The 22,933-nt window shown below is 64.2% G+C and carries 22 protein-coding genes, 1 tRNA gene and 1 pseudogene; 9 read left to right on the forward strand and 15 right to left on the reverse strand.

All coding sequences use genetic code 11. From position 1 onward, the window contains the following. Window positions 1-53 precede the first annotated feature (53 nt). Window positions 54-1,583 (reverse strand): ABC transporter substrate-binding protein, encoded by a 1,530-nt coding sequence (locus ACIU1A_RS31250; RefSeq protein ID WP_140556779.1) that lies wholly within the window; start codon window positions 1,581-1,583, stop codon window positions 54-56. 112 nt (window positions 1,584-1,695) lie between these two features. Beyond that, window positions 1,696-3,270, reverse strand: coding sequence for a phytoene desaturase family protein (locus ACIU1A_RS31255; protein WP_404926094.1), 1,575 nt, complete (start codon window positions 3,268-3,270; stop codon window positions 1,696-1,698). Between the two features lie 118 nt (window positions 3,271-3,388). Here ACIU1A_RS31255 and ACIU1A_RS31260 point away from each other — a divergent pair, with 118 nt between their 5' ends. From ACIU1A_RS31260 to ACIU1A_RS31280, 5 genes are all read left to right on the forward strand, one after another. Then, window positions 3,389-4,180: a cyclase family protein gene (locus tag ACIU1A_RS31260; RefSeq protein ID WP_140496959.1), complete on the forward strand. Its 792-nt coding sequence runs from the start codon at window positions 3,389-3,391 to the stop codon at window positions 4,178-4,180. Between the two features lie 287 nt (window positions 4,181-4,467). After that, the gene (locus ACIU1A_RS31265) at window positions 4,468-6,039 is read left to right on the forward strand and encodes a phytoene desaturase family protein (protein WP_404926095.1); all 1,572 of its coding nucleotides are present in this window, start codon (window positions 4,468-4,470) and stop codon (window positions 6,037-6,039) included. Further along, window positions 6,039-6,521: a MarR family winged helix-turn-helix transcriptional regulator gene (locus ACIU1A_RS31270; protein ID WP_140496955.1), complete on the forward strand. Its 483-nt coding sequence runs from the start codon at window positions 6,039-6,041 to the stop codon at window positions 6,519-6,521. Before ACIU1A_RS31265 ends, ACIU1A_RS31270 begins: the two co-directional genes overlap by 1 nt. A 45-nt stretch (window positions 6,522-6,566) precedes the next feature. Continuing rightward, on the forward strand, window positions 6,567-8,720 hold the full coding sequence (locus ACIU1A_RS31275) for a thiamine pyrophosphate-dependent enzyme (RefSeq protein WP_404926096.1): 2,154 nt from the start codon (window positions 6,567-6,569) through the stop codon (window positions 8,718-8,720). Further along, window positions 8,713-10,296 (forward strand): indolepyruvate oxidoreductase subunit beta family protein, encoded by a 1,584-nt coding sequence (locus tag ACIU1A_RS31280; RefSeq protein ID WP_404926097.1) that lies wholly within the window; start codon window positions 8,713-8,715, stop codon window positions 10,294-10,296. The genes ACIU1A_RS31275 and ACIU1A_RS31280 overlap by 8 nt, the downstream gene beginning before the upstream one ends. Window positions 10,297-10,311: 15 nt before the next feature. Here the strand turns inward: ACIU1A_RS31280 and ACIU1A_RS31285 are convergent, their stop codons facing one another. The 10 genes and pseudogenes from ACIU1A_RS31285 to ACIU1A_RS31330 all read right to left on the reverse strand — a co-directional run bounded on the left by ACIU1A_RS31285 (window position 10,312) and on the right by ACIU1A_RS31330 (window position 15,504). Then, a complete protein-coding gene (locus tag ACIU1A_RS31285) occupies window positions 10,312-11,352 on the reverse strand; it encodes a sulfatase-like hydrolase/transferase (RefSeq protein ID WP_404926098.1) in 1,041 nt (346 codons plus the stop codon). Beyond that, window positions 11,330-12,052: a hypothetical protein gene (locus ACIU1A_RS31290; RefSeq protein ID WP_404926099.1), complete on the reverse strand. Its 723-nt coding sequence runs from the start codon at window positions 12,050-12,052 to the stop codon at window positions 11,330-11,332. Before ACIU1A_RS31290 ends, ACIU1A_RS31285 begins: the two co-directional genes overlap by 23 nt. Before the next feature lie 94 nt (window positions 12,053-12,146). Continuing rightward, window positions 12,147-12,380, reverse strand: a pseudogene (locus ACIU1A_RS31295) (hypothetical protein); the annotation flags it as partial. 169 nt (window positions 12,381-12,549) lie between these two features. Continuing rightward, window positions 12,550-12,846 carry a GCG_CRPN prefix-to-repeats domain-containing protein gene (locus ACIU1A_RS31300; protein WP_140496949.1) on the reverse strand — a complete coding sequence of 99 codons (297 nt, stop codon included), beginning with the start codon at window positions 12,844-12,846 and terminating at the stop codon, window positions 12,550-12,552. A gap of 106 nt (window positions 12,847-12,952) precedes the next feature. Beyond that, window positions 12,953-13,402: a periplasmic heavy metal sensor gene (locus ACIU1A_RS31305; RefSeq protein WP_404926100.1), complete on the reverse strand. Its 450-nt coding sequence runs from the start codon at window positions 13,400-13,402 to the stop codon at window positions 12,953-12,955. Continuing rightward, complete coding sequence (locus ACIU1A_RS31310; RefSeq protein ID WP_404926101.1) at window positions 13,399-13,848, reverse strand: hypothetical protein; 450 nt, start codon at window positions 13,846-13,848, stop codon at window positions 13,399-13,401. The genes ACIU1A_RS31305 and ACIU1A_RS31310 overlap by 4 nt, the downstream gene beginning before the upstream one ends. Continuing rightward, window positions 13,841-13,987 carry a hypothetical protein gene (locus tag ACIU1A_RS31315; RefSeq protein ID WP_181171798.1) on the reverse strand — a complete coding sequence of 49 codons (147 nt, stop codon included), beginning with the start codon at window positions 13,985-13,987 and terminating at the stop codon, window positions 13,841-13,843. The genes ACIU1A_RS31310 and ACIU1A_RS31315 overlap by 8 nt, the downstream gene beginning before the upstream one ends. Beyond that, entirely contained in the window at window positions 13,980-14,522 is a 543-nt protein-coding gene (locus ACIU1A_RS31320; RefSeq protein WP_404926102.1) for an RNA polymerase sigma factor, read from the reverse strand. Before ACIU1A_RS31320 ends, ACIU1A_RS31315 begins: the two co-directional genes overlap by 8 nt. Window positions 14,523-14,566: 44 nt before the next feature. After that, complete coding sequence (locus tag ACIU1A_RS31325; protein WP_404926103.1) at window positions 14,567-15,010, reverse strand: EF-hand domain-containing protein; 444 nt, start codon at window positions 15,008-15,010, stop codon at window positions 14,567-14,569. Window positions 15,011-15,315: 305 nt separating this feature from the next. Beyond that, window positions 15,316-15,504, reverse strand: coding sequence for a YodC family protein (locus tag ACIU1A_RS31330; RefSeq protein WP_140550142.1), 189 nt, complete (start codon window positions 15,502-15,504; stop codon window positions 15,316-15,318). A gap of 542 nt (window positions 15,505-16,046) precedes the next feature. Between ACIU1A_RS31330 and ACIU1A_RS31335 the strand changes: the two genes are divergently transcribed. From ACIU1A_RS31335 to ACIU1A_RS31345, 3 genes are all read left to right on the forward strand, one after another. Next, window positions 16,047-17,006: a hypothetical protein gene (locus ACIU1A_RS31335; protein WP_404926104.1), complete on the forward strand. Its 960-nt coding sequence runs from the start codon at window positions 16,047-16,049 to the stop codon at window positions 17,004-17,006. Between the two features lie 262 nt (window positions 17,007-17,268). After that, window positions 17,269-17,865, forward strand: a complete 597-nt coding sequence (locus tag ACIU1A_RS31340) for a hypothetical protein (RefSeq protein ID WP_224646591.1) — start codon at window positions 17,269-17,271, stop codon at window positions 17,863-17,865. Then, complete coding sequence (locus tag ACIU1A_RS31345) at window positions 17,862-18,560, forward strand: hypothetical protein (RefSeq protein ID WP_404926105.1); 699 nt, start codon at window positions 17,862-17,864, stop codon at window positions 18,558-18,560. The genes ACIU1A_RS31340 and ACIU1A_RS31345 overlap by 4 nt, the downstream gene beginning before the upstream one ends. Before the next feature lie 27 nt (window positions 18,561-18,587). Here the strand turns inward: ACIU1A_RS31345 and ACIU1A_RS31350 are convergent. Further along, a tRNA-Thr gene (locus tag ACIU1A_RS31350) sits at window positions 18,588-18,663 on the reverse strand. Between the two features lie 363 nt (window positions 18,664-19,026). Here ACIU1A_RS31350 and ACIU1A_RS31355 point away from each other — a divergent pair. Next, entirely contained in the window at window positions 19,027-20,178 is a 1,152-nt protein-coding gene (locus ACIU1A_RS31355) for a hypothetical protein (protein ID WP_140496901.1), read from the forward strand. Between the two features lie 24 nt (window positions 20,179-20,202). Here ACIU1A_RS31355 and ACIU1A_RS31360 read toward each other — a convergent pair whose 3' ends face one another. Together ACIU1A_RS31360 and ACIU1A_RS31365 are read right to left on the reverse strand one after the other, a co-directional pair. After that, a complete protein-coding gene (locus ACIU1A_RS31360) occupies window positions 20,203-21,804 on the reverse strand; it encodes a cisplatin damage response ATP-dependent DNA ligase (RefSeq protein WP_140580457.1) in 1,602 nt (533 codons plus the stop codon). A 4-nt stretch (window positions 21,805-21,808) separates the two neighbouring features. Next, window positions 21,809-22,819 (reverse strand): ligase-associated DNA damage response exonuclease, encoded by a 1,011-nt coding sequence (locus ACIU1A_RS31365; protein ID WP_404926106.1) that lies wholly within the window; start codon window positions 22,817-22,819, stop codon window positions 21,809-21,811. Window positions 22,820-22,933 lie beyond the last annotated feature (114 nt).

Here is a 22,933-nt window from a genome sequence, read left to right on the forward strand (position 1 = left end):
GAAAGAAGATGCGCGCCGTCGCTATGGACGGCGCGCGGCAAGCCCGGCCGATATCAGGCCGGGGTCATCAGGGCCGGCAACAGCGCGCCGGACACATGCTGCACGACGTTGACGCCCTTGGCATGCACGATCGGCTGCGCATACTGCATCAGCGGCAGCACATAGGCTTGCTCGGCGATGTATTTGTCCACCGCCTTCCAGCCGGCGATGCGCTTGGCCTCGTCCTTCTCACCCCACAGCGGGTTGATCATGTCGATCAGATCCTGGCTGTCCCACACCGAGTGCGGGCTCGGACCATACATGGCAAAGCCGGTCGAGGTGGTCGGGTCGCCGATGGCGTTGCCCCAGTTGTAGAAGGCCGCCGGCGCCAGCTTGTCGGCGGCGCGCAATTCGTAATGCTTGGCGATCTCGTAGACTTCAATGGTGGCCTCGATGCCGACCTTGCGCCACATGCCGACGATCGCCTGGATCATCTCGTAGTCCTTGGGCTTGAAGCCCTTGGTCGTCTGGATGGTGAACTTGACCGGCTTTTCCGGCGAATAGCCGGAAGCGGCCAGCAATTGCTTGGCCTTTTCCGGATTGTGCTCGACCTTGATCGACGCGTCGTAGGCCGCGTATTCCGGCGTTTCCAACGTGGCGAGCGGCTGGCCGTAGCCGCGCAGCAGCCGCTTGACCAGAAGCTCCTTGTCGACCGCCATGACGGCTGCCTGGCGCACGTTCTTGTCCAGCATCGCCTCGACGTCGTTGAAGAAGATCATGCCGATGTCGGAAACATTCTTGATCGAGCCGGCAAGGCCGTCCTTGGCGATCAGGCGGTCATACTCCTCATAGGGAATCTCGAGCGTCACCTGCGAGGAGCCGGACTCGATTTCGGCGACACGGCTCGCCGCGTCTGTGACGAATTTGATCGTCACGTTCTCGAATGCCGGCTTGCCGCCCCAGTACTTCGGATTGGCCTTCAGCCGCAGGAAGGCGTTGCGTTCGAACTTCTCGACCATGTACGGGCCGGTGCCGATCGGAGCCTTTTCGAAACCTTCGGCGCCCACCTTCTCGTAATAGGCCTTCGGCATGATGTAGCCCGTGAGGAACGACATCCACTTGAAGTAGACCGGGTCGAACTGCACGACATCGCCCGTGATCTTGTTGCCCTCGATCTTGAAGTTGTTGACGTTCTTCCACACGAACTGGATCGGGTTGCCGGTCTTTTCATCGCCAGCCCGCTGCAACGACCAGACCACGTCCTCGGGCGTGAACGGCGAGCCGTCATGCCAGGTTACGCCCTCGCGCACCGTCATCATGATCTTGGTGCGGTCGTCATTCCAGCCCCACTCGGTGAGCAGCCCCGGCGCGAAGGACAGGTCCGGCTTCTGCGGGATGAACTGATCGAACACCGACTGGTAGAGGCCCTGGATGGTCGGGTTGACCGCCGAAGGTCCGGTGGTCGGATCCCAGGACGGCAGGTTGACATTGTAGGCGATGGTCAGTTCGCCGGCCGCCGCCCCGGCGATCTTCGGCAGGCCGATGGCCGTCGCCCCGAGTGCGGCGGCACCGTATCCGAGCAATTCGCGTCTGTTGATTGTCATGGTCGTTCCCCTTGTTGGTTTTTCTGTTTTCCGTGCACGGCTTCGTTGTTTGATCAGTGGGTTCCCTGGGCAACCGTACCTTGCCTTGCTCCACCCCAATGCCTTTCGGCTGCTACCTCCCGCCAAGCTGTTGCGCCAGCATGAAGCCCGAGGCGGCACCCGTGCCGGCGCCCGGCCATGTGGCGGCACCGGTGAGATGCAGATTGGCCACAGGCGTGTTCCAACCGGCGTAGCCGCGTGCCGGGCGAAACAGGAAATTCTGTGCCAGGTGGTGGCTACCACAAACCTGGTCGCCGCCGACGAGGTTCGGGTTCTCGCGCTCGAGGTCGATGGGCGAGAACACGGCCTGGCCAAGGATCTTGGCTCGCAGGCCGGGCGCGTAGGTTTCGACGATGTCGAGCACGCGCTCGGCATAGCGATCCTTGACCTGATCCCAATGCGCGGGCGTGATCTTGCCGGCGGCGTCGCCAAGGATTTCTGCCGGCAGCATGCGCACCTGCACCCACAGCACATGCTTGCCTTGAGGCGCGCGCGACGGATCGACCGCGGTTGGTTGGCCGACGACCAGCACCGGCTCGTCCGGCAGCACGCCCGCCATCGCCTGCTGATAGGTGCGCGACATGGCGTCGAGCGACGGTGACAGATGCACATAGGCGAACTGCCGCAACTCGGCGCCGGCGCGCCAGTCCGGCAGATCGTCCAGCGCCAGATGGATCATCATGGTGCCCGGCGCGTGGCGGAATTTTTGCATCGCCGTGTCGAAGCCGGCGTCGCCGGAACCGTTGGGCAAAAGCGTGCCGGCCAACGCCTTGGGTGCAACGCCGGCAATGACCGCCCTGGTGGCCGTGTGCGTCTCACCGGACTTGAGCCGCACACCCGTCGCCTTGCCGGCCGAAACCGTGATTTCGGCCACCTCGGCGTTGGTGAAGATCTTGCCGCCGGCGCCCGTGACCATCCCCGATAAGGCACGAATGATGGTGTGGGCGCCGCCCTTGCCCAGCACCATGCCGAAACTCTGGTTGGCCATGGATTCCAGATAAGGGAACACGGCACCGCCTGCGATGTCGGGCGCAAAGTCGAGATGCATGCCCCAGGTGGCGAGCGTCGCCCGCACATGGGGCGACTCGAAAGTCTCCTCCAGCCACGCGCGGGGCGAGGAAAGCAGCAGGCGCCCGGTGTCGAGCGCGCCGGCGAGGCCCTTCTTGCGCCAAAGGTTCCACGCCGTGCCGGCAAGGGCGCGGGCGCTCATCGGTGATCCCAAGAGGCGAAACAGATGCTCTGCTTCCGCCGGGAAGGCGGCGACCAGCTTGCGCCACGTGGCGGCATCGGCGGCGGAGAAGGCAGCCATGCGCGCGGCCGTCTTTTCCAGATCGTTGCTGACGCCGAACCAGCGTCCGTCCGGGAAGGCGCTGGCGAAACAGTCGGCGACCGGCGCGAATTCCAGCCCGTGGGCGTTCAATTCATTTGCATATTTCCGGTGGAAGGCCGAGCCGGCGAACAGGCTCAGATTCATCGCGCCGAAATCGTGCCGAAAACCCGGCAGCGTGAACTCGCGGGTCTGGACGGCGCCGCCGATCGTTGCGCCGCCCTCGAAAATCCCAGTTTTCCAGCCTTTGAGTGCCAGATGCGCGGCGCAAGCCAGACTGTTGTGGCCCGCCCCGATAAAGATGGCGTCGAACTCGCTCACGCCCCGCACCCATTTCCTTTATGCTTAAAGATAATTGCAGATGCATATGTTTTCGTCTAGTAGGATATTAAGGGCCGAGACGAGCCTTCAGCACATCAGACAAGAGGGAACAGAGACCATGGACACGCAACAACTCCTCGGCGAAGTCGCCGGCCAGCTTCTTTCAGGCGCCATCAAGGTGGTCGACCTGTCGGCGCCGCTCGGTCCTGACACGCCGCTGATCAAGCTGCCGCCGGAACTTGCCGTCGACACGCCGAAGGTCGAGATCCATAACATCTCCCGTTACGACAAGAATGGTCCCTGGTGGGCCTGGAACTGGCTGAAGCTCGGCGAACACTCGGGCACGCATTTCGACGCGCCGCAGCACTGGATCAGCGGCAAGGATTATCCGGATGGCGCCACCGACACCATTCCGGCGCAGAACTTTATTGGTCCGGTCAATGTCATCGACTGCTCCAAGGAAGCCGCCGCAGACCATGATTTCCTGCTCACCGTCGATCACATCAAGGCGTGGGAAGCCAAGCATGGCGCCATCAACGCCGGCGAATGGGTGGTGATGCGCACCGACTGGTACAAGCGCAACGGCTCGGAAGCCGAATTCCTCAACGCCAACGAGACCGGCCCACACACGCCCGGCCCGACGGCGGAAGCAATCCAGTTCCTGATCAGCAAGGACATCAAGGGCTGGGGCTCGGAGACGATCGGCACCGATGCCGGCAAGGCCGGCGGCATGGAGCCGCCATTCCCGGCCCACACGCTGATGCACAAGGCCAACCGCTATGGTCTGGCCAGCCTGTGCAACCTCGACCAGTTGCCGCCGAAGGGCGCCATCCTGATCGCCGCGCCGCTCAAGATCGAGCACGGCACCGGCAGCCCGATCCGCGCCCTGGCGCTGGTGCCGGGCAAATAGGGCGAAGTGGATCTTCGGGAGAAGATCATGCGCGCGGGCGATGCGATAGGGAGGCAGGTTGGCGGCACTCGCGCCCTACGGCGCCCCCTCTGTCCTGCCGGACATCTCCCCCTCAAGGGGGAAATTGGCAGCTTCGGCGCCCCTCTCATTCCTGCAACGTTGGAGATTGGCGAAAGCGGTGATGACAGCCAATCTCCCCCCAAAAGGGGAGATGTCCGGCAGGACAGAGGGGAGCGCCGTAGAGGACTGACCTCCCAAGCCTATCCGCTGCCCACGGGGAACCGCCAATGAACGCCCCCGACCACATCATCGTCGGCAGCGGCATCAACGCGCTGGTCTGCGCGGCGATGCTGGGCGGCAAGGGCGCAAAGGTACTCGTGCTGGAGCGCAACGACCGCATTGGCGGCTGCATGCGCACCGAGGAAATCACCGCGCTCGGTTTCATCCATGATGTGATGGCGACGACATTCGTGCTGTTCATTACCTCGCCGGCTTACGCGGCGCTGGGCAAGGACTTGGCCCGGCATGGCCTGGAGTTCTGTCACGCGGCCACCCCGACGGGGGTGCTGCGGCCCGACGGCAGCCATGCCGTGCTCAGCACCGACCGCGCCGCCAACATCGCCGCCTTCAATGCGATCGCCGCAGGCGACGGCGACCAGCACGCCGAGGATGTCGGCGGCATCGAGCGCAATGCCGGGCTGCTGTTCGGCCTGCTCGGCGGCAGCCTGTGGACCTACCCGACGGCGAAGCTGCTCGCCGGTGATGCCTGGCGGCGGAGCCCGCGCGGGCTGGCCGCCTTTCTCGGCGATGCGTTGGTGCCGGCGCGCGGATGGCTGGAAAGCACCTATCGGTCCGAAACCATACGCGCGCTGTGGGCACCGTGGGTCCTGCATGCCGGACTTGGGCCGGAAGATGCTTTCTCCGGCCAGATCGCCAAGGTCATCGCCTTCGCGCTGGAGGCTGCGGGCGCGCCGATCGTCAAGGGCGGGGCGAAGAACCTGCTGTCGGCCTTCGAGGCGCTTGTCAAAGAGCGCGGCGGGGTCATCTTCACCGAGGCCGACGTTGCCTCGATCATCCTGACCGAAGGTCGCGCCACCGGCGTGCGGCTGGCCTCGGGCGAAACCGTCCATGCGAAGAAGAGCGTCATCTGCTCGGTCACGCCAACGCAGCTTTACGGTCGGCTGCTCGGCAGTGACGGCCCCAAAACCGACGTCGAAGCGACGCAAAAATACCGCTACGGCAAAGGCAATTTCCAGATCCACTATGCCCTCGACAAGCCGCCTTCATGGCGAGGCCAGGGGTTGGACAAGGTGGCGCTGCTGCATCTGACGCCTGGGTTGGACGGGGTATCGAAGGCCTGCAACGAGGCGGTGCGGGGCATGCTGCCCGAAGTGCCGACCATCTGCGTCGGCCAGCCGCACGCGCTCGATCCCTCGCGTTGCCCGCAAGGCAAGGCGATCCTGTGGCTGCAACTGCCCGAGGCGCCCCGTCACATCAAGGGTGATGCCGCCGGCAAGCTGCAGGCGCCGGCGGACGGGCAATGGACCGACGCGCTGCGCGAGGCCTATGCCGATCGCGCCGAAGCGATCCTTGCCAGTCATATCGATGGCTTCAAGGACAGCGTCATCGCGCGCCGCGCCTATTCGCCTGCTGATCTCGAAGCGATGAACATCAATCTGGTCGGCGGCGACCCCTATGGCGGGTCCTCGACCGTCGACCAGTCCTTCCTGTGGCGGCCGTTCAAGACCAGCCGCAATCACCAGACCGGCATCAAGAACCTCTACCATATCGGCGCCTCGACCCATCCGGGCGCGGGCCTCGGCGGCGGCTCCGGCTTTCTCCTGGCGGGGAGACTATGATGGAGCAGAAAATCGCGGAAAAGCGCCAGCGCATATCGACCTTGGGTCAGATCGGCCTGCAGCAATTCGCGCCCTATCTGATGAACCGCATCATGGGCCGCTACAACGCCACCTTGCGCGACGATTTCCGCAAGCAGGGCCTGACCATTTCGCAGGTGCGGGCGCTCGCGGTGCTGTCGGTCACCGACGGCGTCACCGTCAACGACCTCTCGGTCTACACGGTGATCGAGCAGTCGACCTTGAGCCGCACGCTCGATACCCTTGAGGGGCAGGGGCTTGTGCGGCGCGAGCAGGGGGTTAGCGACAGTCGCATCCGCCATGTGTTCCTGACCGACGAAGGCCGCACCGAGTTCACCCGCGCGTGGCCGGCCATGCATGACGCTTTCGAGGCCATGTTCGACGATGTCGACGACGCCGAATACGCCGCGCTGATCGCGACATTGCAGAAGATGCTGAAGAACATTCGCAAGCACGACATCTAGAGCTACGCGCCGCCGAAGCCGGGCGGCAACGGAAGGAGGCCAAAAATGGCCGAACGGTCTTTTGCCAAGGAAGTCGAAAAGCTGAGGCTCGGCGCCGGCGAGGAATTTGCCGGCGAAGGCATCCTCGCCATTACCAAGGCGCTGCTGCAATGCGGCGTCGGCTATGTCGGCGGCTACCAGGGTGCGCCGATCAGTCATCTGATGGATGTGCTGGCCGACGCGCAGGACATTCTGGGCGAACTCGGCGTGCATTTCGAGGCGAGCGCCTCGGAAGCCACCGCCACCGCCATGCTGGCGGCCTCGGTGCATTATCCGATCCGCGGCGCGGCAACCTTCAAGTCGACGGTCGGCACCAATGTCGCCTCCGACGCGCTCGCTAATCTGGCATCTGGCGGCGTCACCGGCGGCGCGCTGATCATCGTCGGCGAGGACTATGGCGAGGGCTCCTCGATCATGCAGGAGCGCAGCCATGCCTTCGCCATGAAAAGCCAGGTCTGGCTGCTCGATCCGCGCCCGAACCTGCCCTCGATCGTCAAGGCCGTGGAAGACGGCTTCGAGCTGTCCGAGGCCTCCAACACGCCTGTCATGCTGCAGGTGCGCATCCGCTGCTGCCATGTCCATGGCCATTTCATCGCCAAGGACAACAAGCGGCCGCCGATGACGGTGGCCGATGCGCTGGAGGCGCCGCGCCGCGACACCGGCCGCATCGTGCTGCCGCCCGCTTCCTTCCTGCACGAGAAGGAGAAGGTCGCGAAGCGCTGGCCGGCGGCGGCGGATTTCATCAAGAGCCGCAAGATCAACGAGTTCTTCGGTTCCGATCACGGCTCCATCGGCATCGTCATGCAGGGCGGCATGTACAATTCCGTCATCCGCGCTTTGCAGCGGCTCGGCCTTGCCGATACCTATGGCGAGACCGACGTGCCGCTCTACGTGCTCAATGCCGTGTATCCGTTGATCGACGACGAATTCCTGTCTTTCTGCGAAGGCAAGCAGGCGGTGCTGGTCGTCGAGGAAGGCCAGCCCAACTACATCGAACAGGCCTTTGCCGCCATGCTGCACAAGGCCGGGCGTGGCACCCGCCTGGTCGGCAAGGAGCACCTGCCTATGGCTGGCGAATATACCGGCCAGGTCATGCTCGACGGCATCGGCGCCTTCCTGCGCACCGAGGCGCCGCATCTTCTGCCCGGCGAAGTGCGGGCTCCCAACAAGGTCGGCGACGGCGTCGACACGGCGGACCTGATCAATGTCGTTCCAGGTCGACCGCCCGGTTTCTGCATCGGCTGCCCGGAGCGGCCGATCTTTGCCGCGACAAAACTGGTCGAACAGGAACTCGGCAAGCACCACATCGCGTCCGACATCGGCTGCCACCTGTTCTCGATCATGCCGCCCTTCGAACTCGGCGCCACCACAATGGGCTACGGGCTCGGCCCGGCCTCGGCCTCGGCCTTCAATTCGCCCGACGCCAAGCGCCGCTCGATCTCCTTCGTCGGCGATGGCGGCTTCTGGCACAATGGCCTGACCTCCTCGATCGGCAATGCGGTGTTCAACAAGAACGACGGCGTCATCGTCATCGTCGACAATTTCTACTCGGCCGCCACGGGAGGACAGGATATCCTGTCGTCCCGCGCCGGCAACAAGACCAAGTCGACCAAGCATCCCATCACCGAGGCCGTGAAAGGCATGGGCGTCAAGTGGCTGCGCCATGTCGACCGCACCTATGACGTCGGCAAGATGCAGGACACGCTGCGCGAGGCGCTGACCACGGACGAGAAAGGCCCGAAAGTCATCGTCGCCTCGTCGGAATGCATGCTCAACCGCCAGCGCCGCGAAAAGCCCCTGGTCGACAAGGCGATCAAGGGTGGGACGCGCGTCGTCAAGCCGAAGTTCGGTGTCGACGAGGATATCTGCACCGGCGACCACGCCTGCATGCGGCTGTCCGGCTGCCCGTCGCTGTCGGTGAAGTCGCTCGACGATCCGCTGCGCGACGATCCTGTCGCGAGCATCGATCAGAACTGCGTCGGCTGCGGCAATTGCGGCGAAGTCGCCGATGCGGCGGTGCTGTGCCCGTCCTTCTATCGCGCCGATGTCGTGCACAATCCGAGCCGCTGGGACCGCTTCCTCGAGAGCGCCCGGCGCGCGGTCATCGGGCTTTTGCAGCGTCGCCGCGAAGGCCGCCGTCTGGTGTTCGCCGATGCTTGATCACAACGCCTCACTGCGCCCGAAGACAGGCGCCGCCGACGACGAACGCGTTATCAAGCTTGCGGTGCTTGCCGTCGGCGGCCAGGGCGGCGGCGTCCTTGCCGACTGGATCACCGACGTCGCGGAGCGCAACGGTTACGTCGCGCAATCGACCTCGGTGGCCGGCGTCGCCCAGCGCACCGGCGCCACCATCTACTATGTCGAGATGGCCCGTGACACCGGCCGCCTGCCGGTCTTCGCGCTGTCGCCCTCACAAGGCGACGTCGACATTTTGATCGCTGCCGAGCTGATGGAAGCCGGCCGCGCCATTATCCGCGGCTTTGTCACTCCCGACCGCACGACGCTGATCACTTCCTCGCACCGCATCGCCGCCGTATCGGAAAAGATCGAGCCCGGCGACGGCAGGGCGTCGTCGTCGAAGGTGCACGCGACGGCTGAAGCCGCATCGAAGCGCTTCATCGCTTTCGATATGGAAAAGATCGCCGCCGACAGCGGCTCGATGATCTCGGCCAGTCTGCTTGGCGCGCTGGCCGGCTCCGACGCTCTGCCGTTCACGCGCGAAAGCTACCAGGAGGCGATCGGCGCCGGTGGCCGCGGCGTCAAGGCCAGCCTCGCCGCCTTCGCCGCCGCCTATGATCGCGCGCGCGGCACGGCATCATCGGCTGCGCCAAAGTCGGCAGAAGCGGCTGTCGTCGGCTCCGCCCTGGCCGCTGGACAGGTGAGTGGCCCGCAAGACCTCCTGCGAGGCTGGCAGGCCCTGGCCGCCCGCATCGACGTGATGCCCGTGGCGGTGCGCGACATGGCGCTGCGCGGTCTGCGAAAGGTCGTGGACTATCAGGACATTGCCTACGGACGCGAATATCTCGACCGCCTGGACAAAGCCGTCGTGCTGGACGGGCCTGATCGAGCCTATGCCCTCTCGATCGCCGCCGCCAAGCATTTGGCGAACGCCCTATGCTACGACGACATGATCCGCGTCGCCGACCTGAAGACGCGCTCGACCCGCGACAGGCGCGTGCGCAAGGAGGTCGGCGTCAGGGATGGCTCGGTCCTGCAGGTGACCGAGTATTTCCATCCGCGCATCGAGGAGTTCTGCGGCACGCTGCCGGCGGGGCTGGGCAGCTACATCGAGAACCGGCCGAAGCTCGCCGCCTTCCTTGACCGTCGCATCAATCGCGGCCGGCGCATCCGTACCGATAGTTTTGCCGGTTTCACCGCTCTGTGGTTCATCGGCGGCCTGCGCCGCTGGCGCCGCCGCCTGCTGCGCCACAAGGTGGAAGCCGCGCATCTGGAGAGCTGGTACGCGCTGGCGCTGGGCCATGCGCGTGAGGACTATGCGTTGGCCGTCGAGATCCTGAACTGCCGCCGGCTGATCAAGGGCTACAGCGACACCCATGTCCGTGCCCAGTCGAAGTTCGACCGCGTGCTGTCGGCGCTCGACCTGCTCAAGGGGCGCGCCGACGCCGCTGACTGGATCAGGCGGCTGCGCGAGGCGGCGCTGAAGGACGAGAAGGGCGACATGCTCGACGGTGCCCTCAAGACGGTGGCGACGCTGGGAGCCGGGCCGACACACTGAGGCCGCGTCGCGCCGTCACTGTGTTTCGACTTGTGAATGAAGCGGCGCAGCTTGCGGGAAAAGATGCAGCAGTCCTGAATCGGCGCGGCGGCGCAGATGTGCATCCACCTCGGCCCGGTCAGCACAGCCATGGAACCTGCCGCCGCAATGGTCACGCAACCGCACCAGATCAGACATGACGGGTGACATCGGCAGGCCGGCGGCATCGAGCAGGCTTGCGCTGAGAAAGGCAATATCGAGCGACGCCATATCGGGCATCGGGTGACGCAGTGGATGATGGAACGTCGTGAGGGTGTAGAAGGTGCGATAGGCGAGCGAGTCAAGCTTGGCCAGCGCGTCACTGCCTGCGGTCGCATCGACAAACGGTTTGGTTGCCGAGGACTGGTGGTCGCCGAATTCGAGCACCACGGCGCCGCGCGTGCCGGCCTCCGCTTCCCGTTGCTTGAGAAAATCCTGAAGGTCGCCGCGCGCGATCGCCATGCGGCGCAGATATTCGCCGACCTGGAAATCGTCCGCGAAAGGCTCGCCTTCCATCTTCAATCCCGGCTCCATCCGCCCCTCATAGGGCGAGTGCGGAAACATGGTCTGGATTTCGAGGAACAGTGGCCGGCCGTCTTCCCGGCGGTGCTTGGCGATGAATGCCTCCGCCGCGTGATAATAGAAACGGTCGCGCAGATGGTAGAAGGGCGCGGCGATATCCTTGATGTCGAGGACGTTCTCGAACCCGATCGACTTCAAGAAAGGCCCCTCGTTGACGAAGGTAAAGTCCATCGGCGTCATGACGGCCGTTCGATAGCCGCAGCGCGCCAGCAACTCCGGCAACGCGCCGGCGACCTTATCCTGTAGCGTGATCGTCAGATAGGGACTTCGCCAGCCGAAATCGGTGGCCGAAACCCCGGTCATCAAGGACAAATTGCTGATCCAGGTGCCGCCGCCGAACGTCTCGACCTGCATCGGGCGGGGCTCGCCGGCGGCAGGTGCAAATCGCTGCAGGAATCCCGCACCGCTGGCGATCTGCGGAAAATAGCTTGGATCAGACTGGCTTTCGCTCAACACGAAGAAAATATCGGGAAGCGCTGCCCGGTCGCCGCAGTCGACCGTGTCGGCGAAAGGGTGGCTGTGGCGCGACGGCCTGCAGCCGCTGCTCGAACGCCGGCTCGACGACCAGGTTGCGCAGATCCATCAGTGAGATGAAGAAGGCCGACATGTGCCGGCCCTGCATATAATAGAAGTACCGGTCCTTCGAAGCCTCGGCTGGAAAGGTCAGCGGCACCAGCGTGACGAGGAGGGCCAGAAGCAGGGCGCGCGCCGATGCGGGCCAGCCAAGCTTCCGGTCGGCGCGAAAGATCAGGATCGCTGCGGCGATGCCAACCACCAACGCCGCGGCGACAGGCAGGATGAGGTGGAGATAGGAGCCGAGCAGGAAGCGATACACTCCCGGATCCGAGGACACGAAGATCGTGTCGTAGAAGTGCAGCGAGAACCCCTTCATCCGGAACTTGACCGCCGAGATCAGCGTCACCAGGGCAACGGCCATCCAGGCGAGATAGACGGAAAAGGCGAGGCGCCCCGATGTCAGGAACACCGCTCCCGCGAGCGCCGCCACCAATGTCAGCGAGAACGGCACCGACAGCCATTCATGCTCGGCCCGGCCGGCGCCAAAAACGCCCGCAAGACTGATCAGCACCAGCGCCAGCGGATGGCAGAAGGCCCGCAAAGGCCCTTGAAGTCGAGATATGGCTTTCCCCACGAACATGTCTGTGCGTTCCTTTGGGGGAGCTTTGTGTCATTTGCAGCTTTCGAACAATTCCATAGTAAATTTAACCTTAATCGCGGTGTGCAACGGGAATTCAGACGACCAGATCGCGCATCGGCTTCACCGTCGCGGACTCCGGGAACACCTTGTCGACGAGCACCGCCGCCGAAAGCCCGAACTGGTCGGCGAGCAGGCCTTTCAGCACCGCCCTGACATCGCTGGTCGGCGCCAGATCGCGCTGGTCGTAGAGCTGGCCCGGCTTCAGGCCCGGCCAGTCGGCTATGATGCGGCCGCCCTTGATCGCGCCGCCGGCGAGCAGCACCACCGACCAGGGCGGCATCCGGCGGCATGGAGCCTTTGGCCGGGATAGCCACGTCAGCTCCTTGTTCAGGCCCAGCGCGGCGCATGAACCCGTTTTCGGCGCGATGCGCTCAGGTCGGATCGGTTGCTGCGGTCGAGGGGGCCAGGCCGGTGAAGCGGCTGGCCCCCGCGCACGCTTACCAGTGACGCCAGCGGTGCCAGACCCGATGTGGGTGCCAGACAGGATGGGGGTGCCAGACGTGGAAGACCGGGCCGGGCCGGTAATAACGCGGATACACAACCCCCCGATTGGGCACGCAGCGCCCCCAGTGGTTGGGATGCCAGCCGGGGCCGCAACCCCATGCCACATGCTCGATCAGCGCCGGGGCGCTTGGCTGGGCCAGCATCGGCGTGGCGGATGCCGCCGCAACGGTCGCGGCCGTTCCGGTCAAGGCAAGCGCGGCGGCGGCCGCGTATTGTGTCAGACGGTTCATGAGATACTCCAAATGGTCTCGAAGTTGAAAACCTGTTCGCACTAGGCGGTCCGGCAGGTGTGCCCTTCTTGCCTTAAACGGCGGCTTCGGCGCATTCCGTCGGTGCTTATGGCGATTTTTTTGGCGCCGGCGGCAACCCGGCGCGTCTTGTCAGCGCCTCAGCCAGCACGGCGCGATCCTCGGCCGAACTTGCCGCGGCAAACTCGACGATGCGCTGCTCCAGCCGCATGCGCATGGTGACGTCGGCGTTGCGGGCCCGCTCGAGCGCGGCCGTCAGCGCTGCCGTGTCGAGGGTGGGCTGCCGCAGCAGGTCGGCGGCCTCGCGCCTGGCCTGCTGGCCGTCGAGGATGACCTGGCGGGATTCGCGCCGGACCTCACGCAACGCCTTGCGGAATATCCTGCGTTCCTGGTCCGGAAGCCGGCCTCCGGCCGCTTCCAGCGAATAGCCCTGGCCCCCCTTGCCACTTCTCAGCCAGACGGCCCCGCCGGCAAGGGCGCCGGCCAGGAAGACGTTCAGCGCCACGGACGCGATGAGGAGCTTGCGGCCCGTGCTCATAGGTTTTCCTCGATGGTGTCGTCGGGACCGGCATCGCCGAACGCCGTCGCATTGGCGTCCAGCACATCCTGATCGGGCTGAACCTCAGGCGTGGCGACGATCACCAAAGCCGATCCGGCAACCGCGCCGGCCAGGCCGATGCCGGCAAGTCCCAGTCCCAGCCACCACAAGCGCTGGCGCGAGCGTTGGGTGAGATGACCGTCGGCAGCCCTCACTATGCCGCCGTGCAGCGCTTTGCCGGGCGCTTCGACGCGATAGCTGTCGAGCAGGGCATCGAGCTTGCCGGCATCCCTCAGAATGGCCGCGCCCGCGTCGCTTGCGGCAAGGATGCTGCCCGCCGCGCGTTCGGCCTGTGGCCATCGCCGCAAGTCGCCGCCATAGGCTGACGCCAGCGCGGCAAAGCGTTCGGCATCCATCGTCGGTGCGTCCCTGGATCGGTCAGACATCGGTCTTTCCCTTGCCTGTTGGCCCCTTGCCCGCTGGCATCGCGTGCCCGCACGGCGCGGCGATCATCGGAGCCGGCTGCCAGGCGGTGTCGGCAAGGCGCGAACGCTGCGCTTTCATGGCGGCGCGGTTCTCATTCATGGACATCGTCCCTGGCCAGGATCGCCTGCAGCGCCCTGCGCCCGCGCGAAAGCAGGCTCTCCAGGGCATCGACGCTGATCTCCAGGGTCGTGGCCGCCTCGATGTTCGACATGTCCTGATAGTAGACCAGGATGATGGCTTCGCGCTGCCGCGGCGCGATGGCTCGCAAGGCCTGTTCGACGCGCCACGTGTCTTCCCGCGGCTGGGTATCCGGAAGCGGCGCCGGGTCCATCACCTCCGGCAGATCGTCTGTCACCCATTCGCGGCGGCGGCGCAGCCGGTCGTAGCAGAGGTTCAGCGTCACCCGGTGGATCCAGGTGTCGAAGCGGGCATTGCCGCGCCGCCAGCCCGAGGCATGGCGCCAGAGTCGGACGAAGGTCTCCTGCGCGACATCCTCGGCTTCCGCCGCGTCGCCCAGCATGCGCACGGCAAGCGCCAGGATACGCGGCAGTTTGCGCGCGACCAGCGTTTGCACGGCCGCCGGATCGCCGGCGCCGATACGACGAACCAGATCCTCGTCCGGATCCGCGCTCATCGGCTGGCGCACCCCTGATGGTCATCGCGTGCCATTACCCCCGTTCATTGCTCCGCCTTGGGAGCGGTTTTATGGCCCGGCATTTCGTCGACGCTCAGAACGCCGTCGCCATTCTTGTCCAGCCTGGCGAAGCGCTGGGCGAAGAACGCATCGAGCTCGGCGCGGTCGATGAAGCCGTCATGGTTCGAGTCCGCGCGCGCGAAGGACTGTGTCGGGTCGCCCTTGGTGCCGCGCTTTGCCTGGAGGGCCTCCCATTCCAGCAGGCTGATCTTGCCGTCGCCATCCGTGTCGGCGGCCATGATCGCCTTCTCACGCCGCTTCTGGAACTTGGCCAGCGTGATGTCGGGCCTGGTCTTTGACGTGGCTGGCGCGGCAGCGGGGGGCGGTGCAGAAGGGGACGTCGCGGCCGGAGGCTGTGTCGCCGTCTGGGCGAACGCCGTGGCGGTCAGCAGGCTCAAGGCAGCGGCAAGGATCGAACGGCGTATCATGCTGGCGTCTCCGGTTGGCGCGCTGCCATGGCATTGTGCCGTGGCGACGCTTCTCCCGTTAAACGCAGCGGCGGTAGAAATCCGTCGGTGACTTTTGGGCCAGCAGGCGCATGCCGCAACAACGCGCCCGATCGGGCGCTGCTTGCGCCCTGTTCGAACCCTTCAGCTGAAGGGCAGGAACTTGAGCAATTCCAAGAAAAATGTGTACGGTTTTCCCGGGAAAAGCGCGTAGCGCTTTTCGTTGGGAATTGCGCAAAAACAAAGAGATAGAGCGTTTCGCCGTTTCCGCGAAACGGTGAACCGCTCTATGTCGATTGGTCCGCCATCACCAACTGGTCCGGCTTGAAGCCGGCATGCTGCGGGGTCCATACATCGCCCTCGCGGTTGAACCAATGACACATATATGTGCCGGAGGCGGCACCGTCGCTTATCGTCATCTTCGGGCCTCCGGACTTCAGCTTGACGACGTCTCCGGTCTTGAAACTGTTGGGCATTTTGACCTCCCATGCTGACGCCGGGAGTTTCACATCAAACCTCCGTCTCGACAATGGCGGATGCATTCGGCCGCATCGCGATCCACAGTGCCAGGCGGCGTTTTGAGGTCGGGTCTCGGTCCCAGTTGTAGATTCGGTCGCAGTTGCAGCAATGTGTCTTGCCGTTGGTTGTCGAAATTGGATGTTGAAATTCCTGTTCGGCTGGTGGAGATTGACCCTCTGCCGAGTATTGAGCGCGGCTATCGCTTCGGCGATGCTGCCGATCTGGCACCATGAGTTTCGGACGGAGTTCTATCGAACCGTGATCAGAAGCAACAAACAACAGCAACCCGCATGCAGTCTCGTGCCGAATACAGTAGAGTTGCGACATTGAGCGAGAGAGGCTTGAAGCGCTTGGGGAAAAGCGAAGGGGTCCCATCAGAGCGCCGGAGGAAATGATTCGTCACGTTATGGTTGCTGCCTGCCCCAACGATCAAGCCGCTGATCAACGCCGGCTGGCAGGGGGGAGTACATGCCCGGGAAAGCATTGAGAGGAGGCCGGTTTGGCGAAGGCCAAGGGGATCGCTCTGGAGATTGCAGAGCATAGCGCAGCGAATCCCGATGCACAGAAGCCGCTGCGCAAGCGCTTGTTCGATCACCCGCTTCTGGTGGTTAAGCGGAAACTGTTATATCGCCTGCTGCATCCCCAGGCGCCACGGCACCCTGTGCCGCTTACAAAGCCGGTCCTCGTCGTGGGCTCCGCGCCGGTCTCGAATCCGCCGGTGGGTTTTCAGCGCGATGCTTTTACACTCTTCACTGTGAATGGCTCGCAGACCGTGACTGCCCGCTGGGGGATGGGAACCCCTGACGCGACATTTCTTTACGTCAACCAACTTGACGCGACCAAGCCCAACGCTGTGGCCGTGCGCGCCGTCTTGACCGGCCAGGAGACCGATCTGCTCTGGATTGTGCGTGCACACCGCACGATGGAGGAATTGCGCTGCAACATCGCGGCCTTCAACTACCGCTGTCGCGACCTGCGCACGATGACCCGTCACCAGCGCATGGCGCTCTACGAAGCAGTGATGGGTGTGCCCAATTTCGAGATGCATCTGGAGGAGAAGTTCTCGACCGGGATCACGGCGGTCCTTTACGCCTTGCATAACGGCGCGCCGGCCGTGATCATCACGGGTATTGACCCAGGTTCGCACGGCCATGTGTACAACAAACTGAACATCGACCGGATGCACGTCGGTTCCGATCGTGCCACCCTGCTGGCGCTGTTGGCGCTCGGTTTCCCCTTTATACGAGCGATCCGCACGTGGCGGACTCGCTCGGTCTGCCACTCTGGACGGGCCAGGCCAGGAGATGTGAGGTCCAATAACAACGGTCGATGTGGCTTGCTGGTGAGCTGTCTCAAATGTGAGCGCGACGATCCGCTCGACAGCTCCGTCGTGAAGAGGTGCGATGCCGGTTGCTTGGCTCTTGTCGCGCAAAAACACCATCGACACCTTCAGAGATGAAACGCTCGTGGCAACCCGGACACACGGCATTGCGAATGTGCTTCTGGTCTTCCGCGTGCAGTGCTGCCATGCTAGATTCGTCTAAATTCACATCAGATTACAGAACTGCCACATGATACCAATCTACATTGGCTATGATCCGCGCGAATCCCGAGTTCTAGACGTGGCGCGATGGAGCGCCTATCGGCGGACAAGCACCCCGTTGCAGATACAGCCGCTCGTGCTCAAGGACCTTGTAGCCCAAGGAATCATGACGCGGCCGATGGAAGTACGTGACGGTAAGCTCTGGTGCCCGATTTCCGAGGCGCCGATGGCGACCGAGTTTGCCATATCGCGCTTTGCCGTTCCGTTCATGGGGCAAAGCGGCTGGGCCATGTTCTGCGATTGCGACGTCCTGTTTCTAAAGGATCCGGTCAAACTGCTCGATCTGCTCGATCCTTCCTACGCGATCATGGCGGTCAAGCACCAGCAACGCGAATCCGAAGCGGTCAAGATGGACGGACAAACGCAGACGTTCTATCGCCGCAAGAACTGGTCGTCGGTCGTTTTATGGAATCTGGATCATCCCGCCAACAAGCGGCTGACCAAGGAGATGCTCAATACGTGGCCCGGACGTGACCTCCACGCCTTCAAATGGCTTGAGGACCATGAGATCGGCGAATTGCCCCTGGCGTGGAACTACCTCGTCGGGGCTTCGGCTTCCGAACTCGATCCCGCCGATGTCTCGCTGGCGCATTATACGCTCGGCGGCCCTTGGTTTGCGGGTTGGTCCGGCACCACGCAATGGGACGAATTGTGGAGCCGGGAAGAGAGCATCCTGCGCGCGTTTGAGGAACAGGCGGTTCAGATTCCCGGATGAAAACTCCGCTTTCGGATCTCTTGCCAGCCTTCTCAAAGCCAATTCTTCGCCTGCCCAGGGCCACGGGTCCCGCCTTGGTGATGGGGTCGGCGCCGAATTTTCGCCTCCCGCAGGGACATGATGCCGATTGGGCACTTGTGACCGTCAATGCTTCCCAGCTTTTGGCGGAAACCGTCGGCCTCCCCGTTCCTGATATCGCCGTGATCCGCCGCGGCATTTTTGTCGACGCCAGCGAACAGGATTTCTACAAGCGTGATTTGTTGAGAGGACGGCAGGCAAAGCACCTGATCATCCCGGTTTGGCCTGATGTCGAGGACAAGCTGAAAGCCGGTTGTCGCACCTTCGACTATCATTATGAGACCTTGCAGGCGCTTACCAAATGGCAGCTTGCCAGCGTCGTCTGGCAGCTTAGCGGCAAGTATCATATGTTCCGCGGCTGGCACCGGAAGATCTCCACCGGGGCCTTCGCGATCATACTGGCGCGTTTCGCCGGTTTTGCCCCTGTCGTCGTCAGCGGGTTTTCCCTGTCCCAGGCCGGGCACGGATACGACACCCGAAACGCCTTTCGATATCACGCCAACGAAGATGCGGCCCTGCTTCGGCGGGTGGTGAGAAGAGGCGAACCGATCTACGCGGAGGATAAAGACTTCGCGGCCGAAAGTGGATTACCCTTGTGGCAGGGGCAGATGCCATGACGGCGACGTCAGCAGGGGCTGGGGAAGTGGTGCCGCTTGCGTGACTCGAACACGCGACCCCATCATTACGAATGATGTGCTCTACCAACTGAGCTAAAGCGGCCCGGGAAGCGTTAGGCCTCCAAGATGGGCTGGGTGATAGACTCAACCGACGGCGAATTCAAGATGGGCGATCGCGAATTCAGGATGCGGCCCGGCAATTCGTGTTGCGCGTCGTTCCGCCCCGACACATCGCCGACAAAGCCGGCTGCCACGCCCTTACCGATCGGCCGGGACATTGCGCCTGGCCCCGTGCCTCCCTGCCGGCAAAGATCAATGAAGCATGTTGATTTCGTTGCCGGAATACCGCCAAGATGGACTTTGGACACTCCAACGAGGCAGAATGCGGACGCTCGCCCGTTGATTGATTGGTCGGCTGCGGCTAACGATCATGGCGAGGTTTGGGCAACGCACAGAGGGATCTCGCTTGGACGCGATCGAAAAAGCGATCCGGAACGCCCTCGAAAGAGGCAATGCCGAGGACCGCGCGTACCGCGAGAAGGTCTATCGCTCGGCTTTCGCCGCGCTCGACCGTGCGCTCCAGGCCAATCCCGGCGTGACGGTGGAAGTCGCCATCAAGCGCCGCAAGGCGATCCAGGCCAAGATCACCGAAATCGAATCCGAGTTTCTGCCGGCGGTGCCGGATGTCGCTCCCCAGGCTGAGTCCGATGCACCGGCGGTCGAGCTTCCGGCGAGCCCGGCCGCACCCGCCGCAACCGGCGAGAGCGCCGCACCGCCCGCAGTTTCCGTCGACGAGCCTGCGCAGCCGGCTGCCGATGCCCCGCGCTCACGCGTCTTGCCGGTCGTTCCAGACATCATGCCCGACGCGACCCTTTCCGGCGTGCCGTCCATCGACATGTCGGCTCCCGCTTCGTCCGAGGCGACGGCTGAAGTGGCGCCCGATCGCGACGAGAGGCGCATCAGGGGCCGGCGGCTGCCGCTGACCGCCATCTTCCTCACCGTGACGCTGCTCGCCGCGGTCGGCATCGGGCTGTTTTTCGCCATGCAGACCGGCGTCTTCAAGACCCAGGCTCAGCTCGACACCGCTCCGCCCGAAGCGCCGCCGACCGTCGAGGACGACGATTTCACACCGGCCGATGGCGAGACCGGGCCGGAAAAGCCCGGCGCTGCCGATCAGGCGCGCAACTGGATCAACGTGTTTTCGCCCACCGACCCGGCGCATGTCAGCGCTCCGTCGGACGCCAAGGCGGAAACGATGAAGGACGATTCCGGGCCATTCCTGCGCATCCAGTCCGGCGCTTCCGGTTCGGCGATCAGCTTCGATGTCGGGCAAGGCGTGCTGGAGAAGCTCGCCGGCAAGCACGCCGTGTTCGATATCGTCGCCCGCGCCGAGGACGGCAAGGACACGCAGATCTCGGTCGACTGCAATTTCGGCGAGCTTGGTGATTGCGGCCGCAAACGCTATGCGGTCGGCCAGCAGCGCAACGAATATCTCTTCGACGTGAAATTCCCTGACAAGCGGCCCGGCTCGGCCGGAACGATCGCCATCAACTCCGATTTCGACAAGCAGGGCAAGGCGGTCAACATTTACGAGATACGCGTCTCCGTCGAGCCTTGAGCGCCGGCACCGGAGAGGGTGCGATCAACGATCGAGCAGCGCCTGCAGCGTCTCGATGCGGTCGGCCTCGTTGGCGGGCTTGTCCCAGCGCAGCCGCGAGATGCGGGGAAAGCGCATGGCAACGCCGGATTTGTGACGCGTCGAACGGTTGAGCCCTTCGAAGGCGACTTCCAGCACCAGCCCGTTGTCACGGTCGGCGCGCACCGAGCGCACAGGCCCGAAACGCTCGATCGTGTTGTCGCGGACATATTTGTCGATCTGCCTCAATTCCTCGTCGGTGAAGCCGAAATAGGCCTTGCCGACCGGCACCAATTCCTCCTCGCCTTCCGCTCCGGACCAGACGCCGAACGTGTAATCGGAGTAGAAGCTCGAGCGCTTGCCGTGGCCGCGCTGGGCGTACATGAGCACGGCGTCCACCGTGTGCGGGTCACGTTTCCATTTGAACCAGGGCCCCTTCGGCCGGCCGGCGACATAGGGCGAATCCCAGCGCTTCAGCATCACGCCTTCGATGATCGGGTGCGGCGGCGCCCGGCGCAGTTCCTCCAGCGCCTGCCAGTCCGAGAACGCGACGAATGGCGAAAGATCGAAGCGGCTCGGGTCGAGCGTTTTCACGAAGTTTTCGAGGCGGACGCGCCGCTCCCGGAAGGGCAATCCCCGCAAATCCTCCGCGCCGACCTGCAAAAGGTCGTAGCAACGCATGAAAGCCGGATATTGCTGCTGCATCTTCAGTGACACCGTCTTGCGGTTCAACCGCTGCTGGAGATCCGAGAATGTCCCTGTCGCTTCCCGGGGATCGCCGACCAGCAATTCCCCGTCGAGCGTGGCCGAGAAAATCATCGCCTCGGCGAGGTCGGGAAAGGCGCCGGAGACATCGTCGCCGGTGCGCGAATAGAGCCGGCGGATGCCGCCTTCCGACACCGCCTGGACGCGGATGCCGTCCCACTTCCACTCGGCCGCGTAATCGGCGGGGTCGAGCCTCTCGAGATCGCCGTCGCCGACCGGGTTGGACAGCATCACCGGCCGGAACAGTGCCCGCGCGGCCCTCTCGGGCTTTGCGGCCTTGCCTTCCAGCCATGCGAACAAGGCTGTGTACGGCGGCGACAGCCCGTGCCAGAGTTCCTCGATCTCGGCGACGTCGACCTTGCCGAAATCCGCCAGTGCCTGCTTGGCCAGCCGCGCCGACACGCCGATGCGCAACCCGCCGGTGACCAGCTTGATGATGGCGAAGCGGGCCGAGATGCCGGCACTGTCGAGCAGGTTTGACAGCACTTTCGGGCCGTCGGAGCGGCTCGCCGCCTGCAGCTTCGCGACCACCTCACCGAGCGTCGGCTCACGGTTCGGTATGGTTCCGGGCGTCTGCGGCCAGACCAGCGACACGGTCTCGGCGAGATCGCCGACATAGTCGTAGGAATAGCCGAACAGCACCGGGTCCATGCGTTCGGTCACCAGCATGCGCAGCATCGCCGGCTTGATCGCGGCGATGTTGAGATCGCCGGTGATAGCAGCCAGCGCCAGCCCGCGATCGGGATCCTCGACGCTGCGGAAATAATCAGTCAGCAGCGTCAGCTTGCCGTTGCGCGACGGCGTCAGCACAAGGCGGTCGAGCAGTTCGGCGAAGCGATTCATGCCATCAATCGCCCTCGTCCTCATACCCCACCAGATGCAGTGGCCGCGCCGCGATGCCTTCGAGTTCGCACCAGCGCACCAGCGCCTCCTCGCGGCCGTGTGTCACCCAGATTTCCTCTGCGCCGGTCTCCTTGATCGTGGCGGTCAGTTCGTCCCAGTCGGCATGATCCGAAATGATCAGCGGCAGCTCGACGCCGCCCTGCTTGGCGCGCTGGCGGATGCGCATCCAGCCCGAGGCGAAGCAGGAGATCGGATCGGGAAAGCGCCTCGCCCAGCGATCGGCGAAGGCGGCCGGCGGACCGACGACGATGGCGCCGGTGAAATCATCCTTGCTGGCGCTCTCCACTGTCGCCGGCTCCAGCGTGCCGAGATCGATGCCCTGGCTCTGGTAGTAGTCGCTGAGCTTGGCCAGCGCGCCGTGGATATAGATCGGCCTGTTGTAGCCGGCGTCGCGCAACAGACGCATCACCCGTTGCGCCTTGCCCAGCGCGTAGGCTCCGATGAGATGCGAGCGTTCGGGGAACTGCGCCGCCGATTTCAGGAGCCGCGCGATCTCCTCCTCGTCCGGCGGGTGGCGAAACACCGGCAGGCCGAATGTTGCCTCGGTGATGAAGACGTCGCACGCGATTGGCTCGAACGGCAGGCATGTCGCGTCCTGCTGCCGCTTGTAGTCGCCGGAGGCGACGATGCGCATGCCCTGATGCACGACCGCGATCTGCGCCGAGCCCAGCACATGGCCGGCCGGATGAAAGCTGATGTCGACGCCGTTGAGGGCAATTCGCTCGCCCAGTCCTGCCGTCTGTGTCGTGCCTGCAAAACCCTCGCCATAGCGAAGTTCCATGATGTCCAGCGTCTGCTGCGTCGCCAGCACCGACCCGTGGCCGGAGCGTGCGTGGTCGGAATGGCCGTGCGTGATCAGCGCCCGGTTGACCGGCCGCACCGGGTCGATGAAGAAGTCGCCCGGCGGGCAGTAAAGCCCCTCGGGCCGGGGATGGAGCAGGTCGCTGGCGCTCATTGTTCCAAGATAGTGGCTAATTCGGGCGCGGGAAGCCTGTTGCAAGAGACTGCTGACTCGGCCTACAGCCAAGCGCCGGGCAGCAGTCAGGCGACGCGGTCTGAGGCCTGTGGG

Origin of the sequence: Mesorhizobium maamorense (assembly GCF_044998965.1) — a bacterium.
Lineage (GTDB): Bacteria > Pseudomonadota > Alphaproteobacteria > Rhizobiales > Rhizobiaceae > Mesorhizobium.